This window comes from Streptomyces sp. NPDC005393, from assembly GCF_040606675.1.
Classification (GTDB): Bacteria; Actinomycetota; Actinomycetes; order Streptomycetales; family Streptomycetaceae; genus Streptomyces.
Map to the genome: position 1 here is coordinate 93341 of NZ_JBEXFG010000019.1, position 16320 is coordinate 109660.

18 protein-coding genes and 1 pseudogene are annotated in these 16320 nt (G+C 72.9%); 12 read left to right on the plus strand and 7 right to left on the minus strand.

Translation table 11 applies throughout. From position 1 onward, the window contains the following. Positions 1-228: 228 nt before the first annotated feature. The 6 genes from ABZS71_RS18165 to ABZS71_RS18190 all read left to right on the plus strand — a co-directional run bounded on the left by ABZS71_RS18165 (position 229) and on the right by ABZS71_RS18190 (position 6930). Positions 229-909 carry a class II aldolase/adducin family protein gene (locus ABZS71_RS18165; RefSeq protein WP_355847334.1) on the plus strand — a complete coding sequence of 227 codons (681 nt, stop codon included), beginning with the start codon at positions 229-231 and terminating at the stop codon, positions 907-909. A 79-nt stretch (positions 910-988) separates the two neighbouring features. Beyond that, the gene (locus tag ABZS71_RS18170; RefSeq protein ID WP_355847337.1) at positions 989-2116 is read left to right on the plus strand and encodes an alpha/beta fold hydrolase; all 1128 of its coding nucleotides are present in this window, start codon (positions 989-991) and stop codon (positions 2114-2116) included. Between the two features lie 111 nt (positions 2117-2227). Further along, the gene (locus ABZS71_RS18175) at positions 2228-3664 is read left to right on the plus strand and encodes a hypothetical protein (RefSeq protein ID WP_356211209.1); all 1437 of its coding nucleotides are present in this window, start codon (positions 2228-2230) and stop codon (positions 3662-3664) included. A gap of 151 nt (positions 3665-3815) precedes the next feature. Beyond that, positions 3816-5414, plus strand: a complete 1599-nt coding sequence (locus ABZS71_RS18180) for an ABC-F family ATP-binding cassette domain-containing protein (RefSeq protein ID WP_355847343.1) — start codon at positions 3816-3818, stop codon at positions 5412-5414. 395 nt (positions 5415-5809) lie between these two features. Continuing rightward, entirely contained in the window at positions 5810-6031 is a 222-nt protein-coding gene (locus ABZS71_RS18185) for a helix-turn-helix domain-containing protein (RefSeq protein ID WP_009718933.1), read from the plus strand. A 119-nt stretch (positions 6032-6150) separates the two neighbouring features. After that, a complete protein-coding gene (locus tag ABZS71_RS18190; protein ID WP_355847348.1) occupies positions 6151-6930 on the plus strand; it encodes an enoyl-CoA hydratase/isomerase family protein in 780 nt (259 codons plus the stop codon). 17 nt (positions 6931-6947) lie between these two features. On the opposite strand, the pseudogene ABZS71_RS18195 reads toward ABZS71_RS18190, so the two are convergent. Further along, positions 6948-7217, minus strand: a pseudogene (locus ABZS71_RS18195) (SpoIIE family protein phosphatase); the annotation flags it as partial. Between ABZS71_RS18195 and ABZS71_RS18200 the strand changes: the two are divergent. Then, the gene (locus tag ABZS71_RS18200) at positions 7183-7455 is read left to right on the plus strand and encodes a hypothetical protein (RefSeq protein ID WP_355847438.1); all 273 of its coding nucleotides are present in this window, start codon (positions 7183-7185) and stop codon (positions 7453-7455) included. The pseudogene ABZS71_RS18195 and the gene ABZS71_RS18200 sit on opposite strands and share 35 nt — an antisense overlap. Positions 7456-7481: 26 nt before the next feature. Here the strand turns inward: ABZS71_RS18200 and ABZS71_RS18205 are convergent, their stop codons facing one another. Further along, on the minus strand, positions 7482-8240 hold the full coding sequence (locus tag ABZS71_RS18205; RefSeq protein ID WP_355847351.1) for a hypothetical protein: 759 nt from the start codon (positions 8238-8240) through the stop codon (positions 7482-7484). 160 nt (positions 8241-8400) lie between these two features. Here ABZS71_RS18205 and ABZS71_RS18210 point away from each other — a divergent pair, with 160 nt between their 5' ends. The 5 genes from ABZS71_RS18210 to amaP all read left to right on the plus strand — a co-directional run bounded on the left by ABZS71_RS18210 (position 8401) and on the right by amaP (position 10721). Beyond that, positions 8401-8907, plus strand: coding sequence for an Asp23/Gls24 family envelope stress response protein (locus ABZS71_RS18210; protein ID WP_355847354.1), 507 nt, complete (start codon positions 8401-8403; stop codon positions 8905-8907). 71 nt (positions 8908-8978) lie between these two features. Continuing rightward, a complete protein-coding gene (locus ABZS71_RS18215) occupies positions 8979-9170 on the plus strand; it encodes a hypothetical protein (protein WP_355847357.1) in 192 nt (63 codons plus the stop codon). 6 nt (positions 9171-9176) lie between these two features. After that, positions 9177-9509: a hypothetical protein gene (locus ABZS71_RS18220; protein WP_355847360.1), complete on the plus strand. Its 333-nt coding sequence runs from the start codon at positions 9177-9179 to the stop codon at positions 9507-9509. Further along, complete coding sequence (locus tag ABZS71_RS18225) at positions 9506-10159, plus strand: DUF6286 domain-containing protein (RefSeq protein WP_356211213.1); 654 nt, start codon at positions 9506-9508, stop codon at positions 10157-10159. The genes ABZS71_RS18220 and ABZS71_RS18225 overlap by 4 nt, the downstream gene beginning before the upstream one ends. Before the next feature lie 7 nt (positions 10160-10166). After that, complete coding sequence (gene amaP / locus ABZS71_RS18230; protein ID WP_356211216.1) at positions 10167-10721, plus strand: alkaline shock response membrane anchor protein AmaP; 555 nt, start codon at positions 10167-10169, stop codon at positions 10719-10721. Between the two features lie 765 nt (positions 10722-11486). Here amaP and ABZS71_RS18235 read toward each other — a convergent pair. The 5 genes from ABZS71_RS18235 to ABZS71_RS18255 all read right to left on the minus strand — a co-directional run bounded on the left by ABZS71_RS18235 (position 11487) and on the right by ABZS71_RS18255 (position 16230). Further along, the gene (locus ABZS71_RS18235; protein ID WP_355847369.1) at positions 11487-12242 is read right to left on the minus strand and encodes an SDR family oxidoreductase; all 756 of its coding nucleotides are present in this window, start codon (positions 12240-12242) and stop codon (positions 11487-11489) included. Between the two features lie 4 nt (positions 12243-12246). Next, positions 12247-14031: a glycoside hydrolase family 15 protein gene (locus ABZS71_RS18240; RefSeq protein WP_356211218.1), complete on the minus strand. Its 1785-nt coding sequence runs from the start codon at positions 14029-14031 to the stop codon at positions 12247-12249. A gap of 29 nt (positions 14032-14060) precedes the next feature. Continuing rightward, positions 14061-14867 carry an SURF1 family protein gene (locus tag ABZS71_RS18245; RefSeq protein WP_355847375.1) on the minus strand — a complete coding sequence of 269 codons (807 nt, stop codon included), beginning with the start codon at positions 14865-14867 and terminating at the stop codon, positions 14061-14063. A gap of 70 nt (positions 14868-14937) precedes the next feature. Next, complete coding sequence (locus ABZS71_RS18250; protein ID WP_355847378.1) at positions 14938-15171, minus strand: hypothetical protein; 234 nt, start codon at positions 15169-15171, stop codon at positions 14938-14940. 63 nt (positions 15172-15234) lie between these two features. Next, positions 15235-16230 (minus strand): DEDDh family exonuclease, encoded by a 996-nt coding sequence (locus tag ABZS71_RS18255; protein ID WP_356211220.1) that lies wholly within the window; start codon positions 16228-16230, stop codon positions 15235-15237. Positions 16231-16320: the final 90 nt, after the last annotated feature.

Sequence of the window (16320 nt, forward strand, 5' to 3'; positions counted from 1 at the left end):
GGTTCGGTATCAGCACGGTGAACGTAAGGAAACTGGATGAACGGAAGGTGAACTGAGGCGGGCGTCATGGTGACGCGCGGGCGAGAGTGCGGCGCCGGTCCGACTCTCGCCGTACTTCCGTACGTCATACGGGGTTTGAGGGGCGTACCCGAAGGGCCGATAAGGACCCCGCCCCGCCATGTCCTCGGCCCCGGCCGCCTGGCAGGATCGGACCCCGGAGGTGAGGGCGTGACGGAGTCGCGATCCCCACAGCGGCCGCGGCTGACCCGGCCCCTGCGGCAGGCGTGGGCCCAGGTGGTCCGGACGGCCCGCAGAACCACGGCCGACGGCCTCGTCGTCGGCACTTCGGGCAATGTCTCGGCGCGGGTCGGCGACACCGTCCTGGTGACCCCGAGCGGCCTCCCCTACGACCGGCTCGGCCCGCGCGACGCGGTCGGCGTGGATCTCGACGGCCGGCAGGTCCTCGGGACGCTCACGCCCACCAGTGAGCTTCCGATGCACCTGGCCGTCTACCGGAACACGGACGCCGCGGCCGTCGTCCACACCCACGCCGTCCACGCCACGGCCGTCTCCACCCTGGTCGACGAGGTCCCCGCGATCCACTACATGACCGGCTCGCTCGGCGGGCCGGTCCGGGTCGCGGGATACGCGCTCTACGGCACCGACGAGCTGGCCGACGCCATGCTCGAGGCGCTGCGCGACCGCAGCGGCGCTCTGCTGCGCAACCACGGCACCGTCGTCCACGGCGCGACCCTGGACCAGGCGTACGACCGCACCGCCCAGCTCGAATGGATGTGCCGGGTCTGGCTCACCGCCGCCGCCGTCCCGGGCCGCACCCCCGCCCTGATCCCGCCGGACGAGCTGGCCCGCGCCGCCGAGAAGCTGCGCGGCTACGGCCGGCCCCGCTGAGCCGCCCCGCCGGGGCCGGACCGCACGACCGGACGCGCCCGTCTGGCCGGCAGGCGGCTTCCCGCTCACACTGGGAGGGATGCGTCTGCGGACAACGGCGGTTGCGGCCGCCACCACTATCCTCAGTGTCGGCGCGACCGCGGTGGCGGGCGGACGGTACGCCACCGACGCTGCGCTCAAACCGGCCCCCGACCGTCCGCTGCCGAACGAACCCCCGCTCACCGTGCACGGGACCACGGACGGCCAGATCACCCTCACCCGCTCGCTCGCCTCGCTGCGCCCCGGCACCTACGGCCTCGCGGGCCGCGCCTGCCACGCCGTCGTCGGCCCCGTCATCGAGGACGCCCCGCACCCCGCCGACTGCGTCGTGCGCCGCCTGGAGCGGATCACCCACGGCACCCTCGACCCCGGGACCCGGGTCCGGCTCACCCCGCAGGTGCACATCGGCAATCCGCGGGACGCCCTCGGCATCGAGCACGCCGACGTCGACGTGCCCGGCGAACTCGGGCCGCTGCCCGCGTGGTTCCTCCCCGGCGAACGCACCACCTGGGTGATCACCACCCATGGCCTCGGCACGACCCGTGAACACCCTATGGTCGTCATGCCCTTCCTGAGGCGGCTGCGGGTCCCGGTGCTCGACATCGCGTACCGCGGCGACCCCGGCGCCCCCCGCCCCGAGGACGGCATAGGCCACCTCGGCGACATCGAGTGGCGCGACCTGGACGCGGCCATCCGCTACGCGGTGCGGTACGGGGCCCAGGACATCGTCCTGTACGGCTGGTCCACCGGCGCCACGATGGCCCTGCACGCCGCCGCCAACTCCGCGCTGCGGCACCGCGTCAACGGCATCGTGCTGGACTCCCCGGTGCTCGACTGGCAGGCCACCCTGCGCGCCCTCGCCATGGCCCGCGGCACGCCCGCCGCGCTGCTGCCGCTCGTGATACGCGCCGCCGAGGGGCGCGCCGGACTCGGCGAGAGCGCGCTCGCGGAGGCGTCCGACCCCGAGCGGCTGGCCGTGCCGACGCTCCTCGTCCACGGCCCCGACGACACCCTCGCCCCGTGGGACCTCTCGCGCGAACTCGTCGCACGCCGGTCCGAAATGGTCAGCCTTCACACGGTCCGGCAGGCCCCGCACGCCGCCATGTGGAACGCGGATCCGCAGGGCTACGAAGAGGTTCTGCGGCGCTTTCTGACGCCGCTCCTGTAGCGCCACCGGCAGCGCCCGCGCGGCGCTCGTGTAGCGACCGGGATCCGCCGGCGGCGACCGCCGGACGGGTGCCGATTGGGCTTTCGGGCCGTCAGCGGCGAGACTGCTCCCGTGACGTCCCGTACTCCGCGCGACTCCCGGCTCCGACTCGTCAGCAACCGGCCGCTGGCCACCGCCCGCCGGCCCGCGGCGAACCGCGGCTCCAGACCGGCGCCCCGTCCGCCCGAGGGCACCCCACCCCCCGCGGAGCTGGCCCGGCAGGCCCGATCGGGACTCGCCGGTGCCGTGGAGATCGCCCACTGGGCCGCGGCCGAGCACGGCGCGCCCGGCGCGCTCTCCGACGAGGCCGCCGCGCGGGCCGCCGCCGCGCTGGGGCTGAGCCCGGAGGAGGTGCGGGCCGACTGGGACCGGGCCCGCCTCGTCGGCCTCGTGGAACACCACGCCGGCACCTCCCGCGCCGGCTGGCGGCTCCAGGCGTGGGACCGCGACGACAGCGCGGTGCTGCGCGGCTGGGTCGCGCTGCTCGACGCGTGGTCCCTGGCCTGCCCCGCCCCGGAAACGGCCGAGCCCTCGGCGGTCGCCGAGGTCGTGGAGGCCGTACCACAGCTGCTCTCGCTGCTTCAACTGTCGGCGGGCCCGGTCCAGATCCCCGTGCTGCTGGACATGTTGCGGCAGCGCGTGGCGGAGCTGCGCACCGAGCGCTGTGAGATCCCCCAGGGGGTCGCGGAGGTCCTGGAGCCCGACGAGGGCGCCCTGGCCGCCCCCCAGGCCGCCGAGGACGCGGACGAGGCCCTGGAGGGGCTCCTGGGCTGGGGCCTGGACGCGCTCGCCTCCGTGGGGGCGCTCACCGTACGGGACAGCACCGAGGACGGGCCCGAGGGCGTGGCGAGCGGTCAGCGCGAGGCCGTGCTCACCGCGCTCGGCAACTGGGCGGTGTGGGTCAAGCTGGAGCAGATCTGTGTCGCCGCCCAGAGCCCCGCCGGGAACATCGAGCACCCCGCCGCCGACATGCTGCGCGGCTGCGCGGGCCTGACGCCGGGCCCCGCCCGCGCCGAGTACCGGGCCTGGCTGGCCGCCCGCCCCGTCGGCAGCGCCGTCACCGAGCTCATCGGCGCGGCGCGCGGCGACGACGCGCTGCTGCGCGGGCTCGCCTTCGAGGCGCTGCGCGTCGTCGGGGCGCCGGCCGAGCCCTCCGTACGGGCCGTCGTCGAGGAATCGTGCCTGCGCCCGTACGCCCTCATCTGGCTCGCGGAGCACGAGGGCGCCGACCCGGAGGAGGCGCTGGACGCGCTCACCCGCGAGGAGGCCACCTGGCTGTGGGTGGACACCGCCGCGGCCATCTCCGACCACGGCGAGAGCCCGCTGCTCGTCCGCCATCTGGAGTCCGCCGTCCAGGGCACCGTGCCCGCGCTGCTGCGGGAGGTACGGGCCGTGGGCCACCCCCGCACCGTGCAGGTCCTGGTGGCGCTGGCCGCCGCCCACCCCGATCCGGCCCTCGCCAAGGCGGTCCGCCGCGCGGCCTTCCAGGTGCACACCGGCGGGGTCTGACAGCGGGAGAAGGGGGGTCCGAGACCGGGGGAAAACGACTTGCCCCGCCCCGCTAAACTATCCGCATGGCAATTCTCCTCGTGCATTAGACGGCGTCGGCCCAACCTCGCCCGTCCCGTCCGCCGTCCCACCCTGCCCAGGAGTAATTTCCTTGATCACCGCCTCCGGCGTCGAGTTGCGTGCCGGCGCCCGTGTCCTCATCGAGTCCGCTTCCTTCCGCATCGCCAAGGGCGACCGCATCGGCCTCGTCGGCCGTAATGGCGCGGGCAAGACCACGCTCACCAAGTGCCTGGCCGGCGAGGGCATCCCGGCCGGCGGCAGCATCACCCGCTCCGGCCAGGTCGGCTACCTTCCGCAGGACCCGCGCACCGGCGATCTCGACGTCCTCGCCCGCGACCGCATCCTGTCCGCCCGCGACCTCGACTCCGTGCTCCGCAAGATGCGTGAGAACGAGGACCGTATGGCCAACGGCAAGGGCGCCACCCGCGAGCGCGCGATGAAGAAGTACGAGCGCCTGGAGACCGAGTTCCTCACCAAGGGCGGATACGCCGCCGAGGCGGAGGCCGCGACCATCGCCGCCAGCCTCGGCCTGCCCGACCGGGTGCTGGGCCAGGCGCTCCATACGCTCTCCGGCGGTCAGCGGCGCCGGGTCGAGCTGGCCCGGATCCTCTTCTCGGACTCCGACATCCTGCTGCTTGACGAGCCGACGAACCACCTCGACGCCGACTCGATCACCTGGCTGCGCGACTACCTGAAGACCTACAGCGGCGGCTTCATCGTCATCTCCCACGATGTCGACCTCGTCGAGACGGTCGTCAACAAGGTCTTCTACCTGGACGCCAACCGCTCGGTCATCGACATCTACAACATGGGCTGGAAGCTCTACCAGGCCCAGCGCGAGGCCGATGAGAAGCGCCGCAAGCGCGAGCGCGCCAACGCCGAGAAGAAGGCCGCCGCCCTCAACTCCCAGGCCGACAAGATGCGCGCCAAGGCCACCAAGACCGTGGCCGCGCAGAACATGGCCCGCCGCGCCGAGAAGCTGCTGTCCGGCCTCGAGGGCGTACGGCAGTCCGACAAGGTCGCCAAGCTCCGCTTCCCGGACCCGGCCCCGTGCGGCAAGACCCCGCTGACCGCCGAGGGCCTGTCGAAGTCGTACGGCTCGCTGGAGATCTTCACCGATGTCAGTCTGGCCGTCGACAAGGGTTCGCGCGTCGTCATCCTCGGCCTGAACGGCGCCGGCAAGACGACGCTGCTGCGGCTGCTGGCCGGGGTCGAGAAGCCGGACACCGGCCAGGTGACCCCCGGCCACGGGCTGAAGCTCGGCTACTACGCGCAGGAGCACGAGACGCTCGACCCGGACCGCACCGTCCTGGAGAACATGCGCTCCGCCGCCCCGGACCTCGACCTCGTCGCCATCCGTAAGACGCTCGGGTCCTTCCTGTTCTCCGGCGACGACGTGGACAAGCCGGCCGGAGTGCTCTCCGGCGGCGAGAAGACCCGGCTCGCGCTGGCCACCCTGGTCGTCTCCTCGGCCAATGTGCTGCTTCTCGACGAGCCCACCAACAACCTCGACCCGGCCAGCCGCGAGGAGATCCTCGGCGCGCTGCGCACCTTCACCGGGGCGGTGGTGCTGGTGACCCACGACGAGGGCGCGGTCGACGCCCTGCAGCCGGAGCGCATCATCCTGCTGCCGGACGGGGTCGAGGATCTGTGGGGCCAGGACTACGCGGATCTCGTCGCGCTCGCCTGACGTCCGGGGCGGGCTTCGGTCCGCCCCCTCGGAGCGCCTGACGTCCGATTCTTCCCGTCTGATCCACTTCCTGTAGATCATTCGGCCTAGGCGTGATCCATCATCTGAGTGAGAACGGCTGGTATCGCGGCGCGTCGCGGGCGACCGGCGCACGGAGCGTGCCGTGCGCCGGTCCGGGGTGGGCCGGGCCTGGTCACGTATGCCCTGACCTGCCTCTTCGTCGGTAAACACGAAAGAGTTTCAGGGCGAACAGCACCGGAATCCTGGCTTCCGAAGGTCGTCGCGCCGCAATTTCAGGGAATCCTTCATCCACAGACCTTGCCGAATGGGTGGCCAGGACGGCGTGTAGGGGTGATCATGAGAGTCCAGAGCGCACTTCCCATGAGGAGGCACGGGTGGCCGAGACTCTGAAGAAGGGCAGCCGGGTGACCGGCGCCGCGCGCGAAAAGCTCGCGGCAGACCTGAAGAAGAAGTACGACTCCGGTGCGAGCATCCGGGCGCTGGCCGAGGAGACCGGCCGTTCCTATGGATTCGTTCACCGGATGCTCAGCGAATCGGGAGTTTCCCTACGTGGTCGCGGTGGCGCGACGCGAGGCAAGAAGGCCGCATCGGCCTGATCGCCCGCTCGCTCCGTCGTCATCGGCAGGCAGGGACGGTGCCACCCGGCTGATCGTCGACTCGGCCGGGTGGTTACTGTGCAGTCACTTGTACTGACTGCAGCCTAGCGGAGGCTCCTGTGACCCTGCTCGACAAGGACGGCGTTCAGCTCACCGTGGATGACGCGGTCGCCACGGTGACCCTGGCCAACCCGGCGAAGCGCAACGCCCAGTCGCCCGCGCTGTGGCGGGCGCTGGCCGAGGCCGGGCGGCTGGTGACCGGTGGCGTGCGCGTCGTGGTGCTGCGCGCCGAGGGCAAGTCCTTTTCGGCAGGCCTTGACCGGCAGGCGTTCACGCCCGAGGGGTTCGACGGCGAGCCGTCCTTCATCGATCTGGCGCGCGGCTCCGACAGTGAGCTGGACGCCGCCATCGCCGAGTACCAGGAGGCGTTCACCTGGTGGCGGCGGAACGACATCGTGTCGATCGCCGCGGTCCAGGGCCATGCCATCGGCGCCGGCTTCCAGCTCGCGCTCGCCTGCGATCTGCGGGTGTGCGCGAACGACGCCCAGTTCGCGATGCGCGAGACCAGCCTTGGTCTGGTGCCCGACCTCACCGGCACGCATCCGCTGGTCGGGCTCGTGGGGTACGCCCGAGCGCTGGAGATCTGCGCGACCGGGCGCATCGTCCACGCCGATGAGGCCGAGCGGACGGGCCTGGCCAATCTCGTAGTCCCCGCCGCCGAGCTGGACGCCGCGGCCCAGGACCTGGCCGCGGCCCTCCTCGCCGCGCCCCGGGACGCGGTCATCGAGACCAAGGCGCTGCTGCGGGGGGCCGTGGACCGTACGTACGAGGAGCAGCGTGCCGCCGAGCGCGCCGCCCAGGCCCGCCGCCTGCGCGACCTCGCGGGCCTGGCCGACTAGACGTTGTTCCGGGGGGCTCAGCCCCCTGGCCCCCGCAGGGGCTCAGCCCCCTGGCCCCGAAGGTCAGGCGCTCGCAGCGCCGTCGCCACCGTCGGCACCGCCTCCAGCACCAGCACCGCGAGGTCGTCGTCGATCGGCTCGGTGCTGAAGTCGTGCGCGGCGCGCCGCACCCGCTCCGCGACGGCCTTGGCGCCGAGCCCGACGCAGCCGCGGAGGATGTCGGAGAGGCCGTCGTCGTCGTCCAGCTGATGGGTGCCGTTCCGCCGCTCGGTGACCCCGTCGGTGACGGTCTTCCTGGAGCTGCACCGTAAGAACCGCCAGCTCGAGGCCCAGGCCGAGCAGCTACGGCAGCGGCTGGCCGGCGACCGGCCCCCCTCGGAGGACCGGCTGGGGAAGGTCGCCGAGCAGCTGGCGCGCACCGGGGTACTGCTGCGCGCCGCCGAAGACGCCGAGGCCGAGGAGCTGGCCGACCGCATCGCCGAGCTGGAGCGCACCGTTGAGGGGCTGCGCGAGGGCGGCGGCTGAGCCGCGGTCTGGTTCCACGGCGGTTTCTACGGCGGTTCCTCGGCAGGTTCTACGGCAGGTTCCTCGGCAGGTTCTACGGCGGTGACCAGGACCGCCACCGTCACGGGCTCCGGGGCGGCGGCCGCCACCGCCGTCCGTACCGCCCGTGCCACATCCAGGGCGCGGTGGTCCGCCGCGACGGCCAGTTCGATCCGGATGTGCGCATCCTCGATATGCACGGCGCGGGAGGAGCCCAGTACGGGCGCGAGCCGGGTCACGCCGGGGACGGAGACGGCGGCGGTGGCCGCGGCCGTGAGGGCCGGGTCGGAGTCGTCGGTCGCCGGTGGGTGTTGCGCTTTCTGCCGTGGGGGCCGCCGTCGCGGGGGCGTGGGTGCGGCCCGTGTCTCCGGCGCCTCCAGTACCTCCGTCACCCGTAGATCCACCGCCTCGACCTCCAGGCCCAGCCGGTCCACCGCCGCCTGGAACAGGGCGTCGCGCAGCCGGTCCGCCGCCACCGGCAGCGGCTGATCCACCGTCGCCGCGCACTCCGCCTCGATCCGCAGCGGACCCGGCGGCAGCGCGCTCGGCGGGGGCGGAACCGCGGGCGTCCCCGCGGTGTCGGGGTCGGCCAGCCCGATACGGAGCGTGCCGAGGCGTACGCCGGGTACCTTGTCGGCCGCTCCTTCGAGCACGGTGTCCGCCGCGAGCTCGGTCAGCCACGAGCCGTCCGCCGCGCCGCCCAGGGGCAGCAGCCGGCCGAGCCGTAGCTGCTGCCGTACCGCCTCCGCGAGCCAATCCGTGACCACCGCCGTCACCCCTTTGCGCTGTATGTGCTGGGTTCAGCCTGCCGTATCCATCGTGCGAGTGCCGCATCTGCGAAGCGGTTCGGGGAAAGCGGCTTTAGTGTGGCTAGTAGAGCGAGCGGAAGGCTCTGGAAAGCTCTCGCCTTGGAAGGGACGATCGGTGATGTCCGAGACAGCACCACGGAACCGGCCCGAGAACCCCGCCACGGAGCCCGCGGCCGATACGCCGAAGACCCTCGGGGGCGACGCCGCTACGGCCGCTCCGACCCGGCGCGGCGGGGGCGACCCCGCCTCCCGAGGGCGTACCACCATCGCCGACGGCGTCGTCGAGAAGATCGCCGGTATGGCGGCCCGCGATGTGCTCGGGGTGCATGCGATGGGCAGTGGTTTCGCGCGCACCTTCGGGGTCGTACGGGACCGGGTGCCCGGGGGCAGGTCGGTCACCCGCGGGGTGAAGGCCGAGGTGGGCGAGGTGCAGACGGCCCTCGACCTGGAGATCGTGGTGGACTACGGCGTCTCCATCGCCGATGTCGCCCGGGCCGTGCGGGAGAACGTGATCGCGGCGGTCGAGCGGATGACCGGCCTTGAGACGGTCGAGGTCAATATCGCGGTCAGCGATGTGAAGTTGCCGGATGAAGAAGAGGAATCGCCGGAGCCGCGGCTCCAGTAGCCCGGGTTCCAGTAGCTCGGGCTTCCGTGGCCCGGTAGCGGCTTCGGTTGGCTCCAGTAGGGGAGCACACGATGAGCATGGCCGTGGTCGGCATGATCGCGGGGATGGCGCTCGCTTTCGCCGGTTACTTCGGTGGTTTCGGCGCCTTTCTGCTGGTGGCGGCGTTGGGCGCCGTCGGATTCATCGCGGGCCGGTTCCTGGACGGTGATCTGGAACCGGGCGAATTCTTCCGCTCCCGTGGCCGTGACGAGCGGCGACGGTGACGCGCCGTGGTCGAACCGGGTGAGCGGGGTGCGACGCGGATCGCGGACCGCGTCATCGCGAAGATCGCCTCGCAGGCGGCGTGGGAGGCGCTGCCGGCCGACGGCGCCTTCGCGCTGCCGCACGCGGCCGTGGTGGTGCGCGAGCGCGTCGCGCGGGTGCGGGTCGGCGTCGAGCTCGGCTATCCGTCCGACATCGGGGCGCAGTGCGGGGCGGTGCGTCGTCATGTCGTCGAACGGGTAGGTGAGTTGGCGGGTATTGAGGTGCCCGAGGTGGCGGTGACGGTCGAGCGACTGCACTCACCGCTGCTGGAGCGGGCGGATCGGGGGAGGGTGCGATGAACGCGGGCGGTGCGGTGGATGGGGGCGGTGCGGTGAATGCGGGCGAGAAGTTGCGGCAGTCCGCGTCCTCGGCGGCGTACGACGCCGGGTCGGGGTCCGGCGATCCGTCCCCGTACGTCGGCCGCTTCTGGTCCGAGCGACGGATCCCCGCCGGGCTCGTCGCACTGGCCCTCGTCGCCGGCGCCGGACTCCTGCTGTACGACGTGGCCGCCGTGCGGGCCGGCCGGTCCGCGATGCGGTGGCGGGTCTGGCTCGCCGAACAGCTCTCCTCGCGGCCGCTCGACGACGGATGGGTCGTGGGCGGGGCCGCCCTGCTGGTGGTCCTGGGGATCTGGATGATCGTGCTGGCGCTCACCCCGGGGCTGCGGGGCCTGCTGCCGATGCGCGCGGCGGGTGACGTCCGGGCCGGGATCGACCGGGCCGCCGCGAGGCTGGTGCTGCGCGACCGGGCGATGGAGGTGCCCGGGGTGCGGTCGGTACGCGTCGACGTCGGCCGTCGGCGCGTGAGGGCCCGGGCGCAGGCCCACTTCCGCGACCTGGACGCGGTACGGGCGGATCTGGACGCCGCCCTCGACGAGGGCATCCGACAGTTGGGCCTGGCCCGGCCGCCCGCTCTTTCCGTGCACGTACGGCGACCATCGAAGAGGTGAGCGGACGATGCTGCGGATCGTCAACCGGGTGCTGCTGGGTGTGGTGGGTCTGCTGCTGTTGGGTTTCGGCGCGGTGGTCCTGGCCGGCTGGCCGCCGTTCGACGGGCGCGATGACGTCCTGCTGAGCCGTGCCGACCGGATGCGGTGGCGCGATGCCGGGTGGTGGTGGCCCGGGGTCATCGCGGCGCTGGGGCTGGTGGTGTTGCTCGCGGTGTGGTGGGCGCTCGCCCAGTTGCGGCGGGGCCGACTGGCGGAGGTGCTGGTGGAGACCGGGGATGGGGAAGGGGCGCTGCTGCGGGGGCATGCGCTGGAGGCGGCGCTGACGGCGGAGGCGGAGTCGCTGGGCGGAGTGGAGCAGGCGCACGTACGGCTGCGGGGCCGACGGACCGCGCCGGAGGCGCAGGTAGGGCTGGTGCTGGAGGCGCGGGCGGAGCCGGTGCGGACGCTGGAGGGGCTGCGGGCGGAGGCGCTGGAGCATGCGCGGGGCTCGGCGGGGCTGGAGCGGCTGCCGGCGGAGGTACGGCTGAGGACGGAGCGGCATCGGGCGGAGCGGGCGCGGTAGCCGGGTGCGGGTTCCGGGGCGGGTGCGGGTTCCGGGGCGGGTGCGCGGGGTGGTGGGTGCGGGTGCGGGTTGCGTGGGTGGTGGGTGCGGGTTCCGGGGTGGGTGCGGGTGCGGGTGCGGGTTGCGTGGGTGGTGGGTGCCGGGTGCGGGGCCTCCGGGACGGGGGCCCTGGACCGTATATTTACGGCGCCGGTGCTCGGAGGCGTTGGGTTGGCCGGAGATTGGCGCCACAAATACACGTCAGCGTCCAGGACCCCCACCCCTGCACCCCCGTCCCCTTCCGTCTCGTTGCTGACCTCTGGCCTGGTGGCCCGGCCTCCGGCCCGGTCGGCGGTCCGCCTGGTGGTGGGGGTGCCCCCGTCCCCTTCCGTCTCGTTGTCGGCCTCTGGGCTGGTGGCCCGGCCTCCGGCCTGGTGGCCTGGCCCCTGCCCGGTCGGTAGTCGGCTCGGTGGGGGTGGGAGCGCCCCGCTCGTCGCCGACCCCAGGCCCGGTGGCCCGCCTCGCCGCTGCCGTGCGCTGGCGTCCGTGGCCCGGGGTCCTGTCCGGTCGGGGGTTCGCCCGAGGCCCAGCCTCGTCCGGCCATCCAGCCCCCTCGCTCCAGGCCTCGGGGGACCGGTTGCCTGTGCGGTTGGCGGTCGGCCCGTGATCCAGCCTGTCCGGCGTTTGAGGACACGCCCGGAGGGTGTGCCCGGATTCCGGGCGGAACTCCAACACCCAGGGCGTTTGAGGAGCCGGGGGTGCGGGGGTGGAGCCCCCGCGGCGTCGTTAGAAGCCGTGCAGCGCCCCGCCGTCCACCGGCAGCATCAGGCCCGTGAGATACGAGGCCGCCGGGGAGAGCAAGAAGGCGGCGGCCTTGCCGAATTCCTCGGGGGTGCCGTATCGCCGCAGCGGGATCGTCGCGCAGTTCCGCTCGCGCGCCGCATCCGCGTCACCGGAGAGCCCGTCCAGCTCGCGCACGCGATCCGTGTCGATGCGGGACGGGAGCAGGCCGACGACGCGGACGCCGCGGGGGCCGAGCTCGACGGAGAGGGACTTGGCGAAGCCGGCGAGGCCGGGGCGGAGGCCGTTGGAGATGGTGAGGCCGGGTATGGGTTCGTGGACGGAGCCGGAGAGGACGAAGCCGATCACGCCGCCGGGGGAGAGTTCCGAGGCGGCCGTGCGGGCCAGCCGGACGGCGCCGAGGAAGACGGATTCGAAGGCCGTCTGCCACTGGGCGTCGGTGATGTCGGCGGTCGGCCCGGCCGGCGGGCCGCCGACGCTGATGAGGATGCCGTCGAAGCCGCCGAAGTGGTCGCGGGCGGTGGTGATGAGGCGGTCGGCGACGGCGGGGTCGGCGTTGTCGGCGGCGACACCGACGGCGCCCGGTCCGAGGGAGGCGGCGGTGGCGGCCGCGGCGTCGGCGCCGCGGCCGGTGATGATCACCTTGGCGCCGTCGGCGACGAGCTCACGGGCGGCGGCGAGCCCGAGCCCGCGGGTGGCTCCGGTGACGATGTACACCCGGTCTTTGAGTCCAAGATCCATGGGGTCAGTCTGCCGTGGCCCCCTCAGCGAGGGTAAGGGCGGTCCCGACCAGCCCGATATGGCTGAAGGCCTGGGGGAAGTTGCCGAGCTGGCGGCCGCTCGCCGGGTCGTACTCCTCGGCGAGGAGGCCGACGTCGTTGCGGAGGGACAGGAGGCGTTCGAAGAGGGCTCGGGCGTCCTTGTGGCGGCCGGTGAGCTGGAGCGCGTCGGCGAGCCAGAAGGAGCAGGCGAGGAAGGCGCCTTCGGAGCCGGGGAGGCCGTCCACGTTGCTGCTGTCGGTGGTGTAGCGGCGGATGAGGCCGTCCTCGCTGAGTTCGCGGCGGACCGCGTCGATGGTGCCGATGACGCGGGGGTCGGTGGCGGGGAGGAAGCCGACGCGGGGGATGAGGAGGGTGGCGGCGTCCAGTTCGGTGGAGCCGTAGGACTGGGTGAAGGTGGAGCGCGCGGGGTCGTAGCCCTTCTCGCAGACCTCGCGGTGGACCGCGTCCCGCATGGCGCGCCAGCGGTCCACGTCCCCGCTCAGCTCGGGGTGGGCCTCGATGGTGCGGACGGCGCGGTCGGCGGCGACCCAGGCCATGACCTTGGAGTGGACGAAGTGGCGGCGGGGCCCGCGGACCTCCCACAGGCCCTCGTCGGGGTCGCGCCAGGCGGACTCCAGGAAGTCCATGAGCGCGCTCTGGAGCCTCCAGGCGTGCGGCGGGCAGGCGAGGCCGGAGGCGCGGGCGAGGTGGAAGGAGTCGAGGACCTCGCCGTAGACGTCGAGCTGGTGCTGGCTGACCGCGCCGTTGCCGATCCGGACGGGCGCCGAGTGCTCGTAGCCTTCGAGCCAGGAGAGCTCCTGCTCAGGGAGCCGGCGCTCGCCCCCGAGGCCGTACATGATCTGCAGCTCGGCGGGGTCGCCGGCGATCGCGCGCAGCAGCCAGTCGCGCCAGGCGCTCGCCTCCTCGCGGTAGCCGGCGCAGAGCAGTGCGTTCAGGGTGAGGGTGGAGTCGCGCAGCCAGCAGTAGCGGTAGTCCCAGTTGCGGACGCCGCCGAGCAGCTCGGGCAGTGAGGTGGTGGGGGCCGCGACAATGCCGCCGGTCGGGGCGTAGGTGAGCGCCTTGAGGGTGATCAGGGAGCGTACGACGGCGTCCCGGTACGGGCCCTCGTAGCGGCAGCGGGCGGCCCAGGCGCGCCAGTCGGCGAGGCTGGAGCGGAGGGAGGTGTAGGGGTCGACGAGGCGCGGCCGGGGCTCGTGGGAGGGGTGCCAGGTGAGGACGAAGGCCACCTGCTCCCCGGCCGAGACGGTGAACTCGGAGCGGGTGCTGAAGTCCTTGCCGTAGGTGTGCACCTCGGGCTCGGAGCGCAGCCATACGGAGTCGGGCCCGGCGACCGCGATCCGGTGGCCGTCGTCGCGGCGCACCCAGGGGATGACGTTGCCGTAGTCGAAGCGCAGCCGCAGGACGCCCTGCATCTCGACGCTGCCGGAGACGCCTTCCACGATGCGGATGAGGTCGGGGGCGCGGTCGCGCTGCGGCATGAAGTCGATGACCTTGACGGTGCCCGACTCGGTCTCCCAGACGGACTCCAGGACGAGGGAGTCGTCGAGATAGTCGCGGCGGGTGCAGGCGCCCGCGCCCTTGGGGGCGAGCCGCCAGTGGCCGTTGTCGGAGTCGCCGAGGAGCGCGGCGAAGCACGCCGCCGAGTCGAAGCGGGGCAGGCACAACCAGTCGATGGAGCCTTCACGGCTGATCAGAGCAGCTGTCTGATGGTCCCCGATGAGTGCGTAGTCGTCGATGCGCTGAGCCACACCGAGGAATCTTCCCGGGAAGTGGGAACCTAGTCGGCAGCCGCGGTGGCGGGGACTTTCCCGGGGGTGGCGGGGGCGGCGGCCTCGGCGGCGCGGTCCCGGCGCTCGCGGCGGACCAGGACGACCCAGCCCACGGGCACACCGGCGGAGAACAGCCACCACTGGACCGCGTACGCCATATGGGGGCCGATGTCGCTGTGGTTGGGTGCCGGGACCGGCTGGGGCTGCTTGGTGCCCTTGGGGGAGGAGGCGGTGAGCTCGATATAGCCGCCGAGAACGGGCCGGGACAGGGCCTTCGCCTGCTGCTCGCTGTTGATGAGCGTGACCTGGCGCGGCGGCAGCCCCTTCTTGTCCTTGATGCCGCTGTTGCCAGTGGTCTCGTCGGCCTTGAGCCGGCCGGTGACGGTGACCTTGCCGGCGGGGGCGGCGGGGACCTTCGGGAACTTGGTGAGATCCGGGCCGGCCGGGATCCAGCCGCGGTTGACGAGGGCCGCCCGGCCGTCCGGGAGCAGCAGCGGAGTGAGGACGAAGTAGCCGATGGACTGCTCGTCGGAGCCGGTGCGCTGGCGGACGACGACCTCGTGGGCCGTGTCGTAGGTGCCGGTGGCGGTCACGGTGCGCCAGGTGTCGTCGCGGGGGACGGTACGGCCGGGGGAGGTGAGCTTGTCGACGGCCAGGGGCCGGGCGTCGAGGTTGTCCCCGATCAGCTGGTTCTGTGCGACCCGGTGCTCATGGCGGTGGAGCTGCCAGAAACCCAGCCTGATCATGGTGGGGATCAGGGCGAGGCCTACGAGTGTGAGGATCACCCACTGCCGGGTCAACAGGAAGCGGTACACGCCCTTGACCCTACTCGGCGTGGATTGTCCCCCGGCCGGTGGGGCCACCGGGGGACAATCCACGGCCGGATCAGACGTGATCGACGATGCCCACCTTCCCTTCCGCGCGGGCGCAGTGCGCGCCGCAGTAGAAGTGGCCGTCCGCCTCCACGCCCTGGCCGATGATCTGGCACCGGCAGTGCTCGCAGATGGGCGCCATGCGATGGATGGCGCACTGGAAACAGTCGAAGACATGCACGCTGTCCTGCGCGTGCACCTCGAATGTCATCCCGTAGTCGTTTCCACAGACCTCACAACGTGCCATAGGCCACAGCGTGCGGGCCCGCGTGGTGGTGGGCGAGCGGCGGGCGGGCGCGTCGCGCCGACTTCACCTGTTTGTCGGCGGTGCGGGGGTGACGTCCTGGAGGAGCTGCATAAAAGCGGCCTCGTCGATGACCGGTGTGCCGAAGGAGCGGGCCTTGGTGGTCTTGGACGTGGGCGACACGGGATCGTTGGTGACCAGCACGCTGGTGAGCCGGGAGACGCTGGTGGCCACATGGAGCCCGGCCTCGACCGCCCGGTCCTCCAGCAGCTCGCGGTCGACCGAGGTGTCCCCGGAGAACGCCACCCGCATGCCCTGGACGAGCTGCCTGCCCGGCTCGTAGCGCCCCGGGTTGGGGTAGGGGCAGGCGGGGCGCTTACGGCTGGGGCGCCAGCTCGGCTGCCGGTACGACCGCTGCTGACCGATTGCGCGCGCCGGGCCGTCGGACCACTCGGTGAGCGGCTGACAGGCCAGCAGCGGGAGGCTTACCCCGGCCTCGGCGGCCAGATGGAGGCTCGGCCGGAACGTCTCGGCGAGCACCCGCGCGTCGTCCAGCGCGTGGTGGGCGCGACGCTGGACCACCCCGTAGTGCGCGGCGAGCGTCTCCAGCTTGTGGTTGGGCAGCGGCAGGCCCAGCTCCTTGGAGAGGGCGATGGTGCACAGCCGCTGCCGTACGGGCGCGGCGCTCTTGGCGCGGGCGTACTCGCGGGCGAGCATCGACCAGTCGAAGACGGCGTTGTGCGCGACCAGGACGCGGTCGGCGAGGCGCTCGGCGAGCTCACCGGCGATCTCCGGGAAGAGCGGGGCGTCGGCGAGCATCTCCCGGGTGAGCCCGTGGATCCACACCGGGCCCGGATCGCGCTGCGGATTGACCAGGGTGTACCAGTGGTCCTGCACCGTGCCCCGGGCGTCGAGCTGATAGACCGCCGCCGACACGATCCGGTCGTCGCGGGCGAGGCCGGTGGTCTCCACGTCGACGACCGCGTACCCCTGGGGATAGGCGGTCGGCCACGAGGACGGCGATGCGAGCTGCGGTGCGGCTGCCGTGGGGTCTTCGAGCATGGTTCACGAGGATACGGGCCGCCGCCGACAACTCGGACCGCCGGTTCGGTGTGTGAGGGGAAGTCATCGTCGCCCGCCGGCGTCAGGGGG

What these genes read in the sequence shown, in the direction of transcription:
- ABZS71_RS18170 (WP_355847337.1), top strand. Translation starts at nt 989, where the DNA reads ATGCGTCTGCGGACAACGGCGGTTGCGGCCGCCACCACTATCCTCAGT.
- ABZS71_RS18235 (WP_355847369.1), bottom strand. Translation starts at nt 12,242, where the DNA reads ATGGATCTTGGACTCAAAGACCGGGTGTACATCGTCACCGGAGCCACC.
- ABZS71_RS18225 (WP_356211213.1), top strand. Translation starts at nt 9,506, where the DNA reads ATGAACGCGGGCGGTGCGGTGGATGGGGGCGGTGCGGTGAATGCGGGC.
- amaP (WP_356211216.1), top strand. Translation starts at nt 10,167, where the DNA reads ATGCTGCGGATCGTCAACCGGGTGCTGCTGGGTGTGGTGGGTCTGCTG.
- ABZS71_RS18215 (WP_355847357.1), top strand. Translation starts at nt 8,979, where the DNA reads ATGAGCATGGCCGTGGTCGGCATGATCGCGGGGATGGCGCTCGCTTTC.
- ABZS71_RS18255 (WP_356211220.1), bottom strand. Translation starts at nt 16,230, where the DNA reads ATGCTCGAAGACCCCACGGCAGCCGCACCGCAGCTCGCATCGCCGTCC.
- ABZS71_RS18250 (WP_355847378.1), bottom strand. Translation starts at nt 15,171, where the DNA reads ATGGCACGTTGTGAGGTCTGTGGAAACGACTACGGGATGACATTCGAG.
- ABZS71_RS18210 (WP_355847354.1), top strand. Translation starts at nt 8,401, where the DNA reads ATGTCCGAGACAGCACCACGGAACCGGCCCGAGAACCCCGCCACGGAG.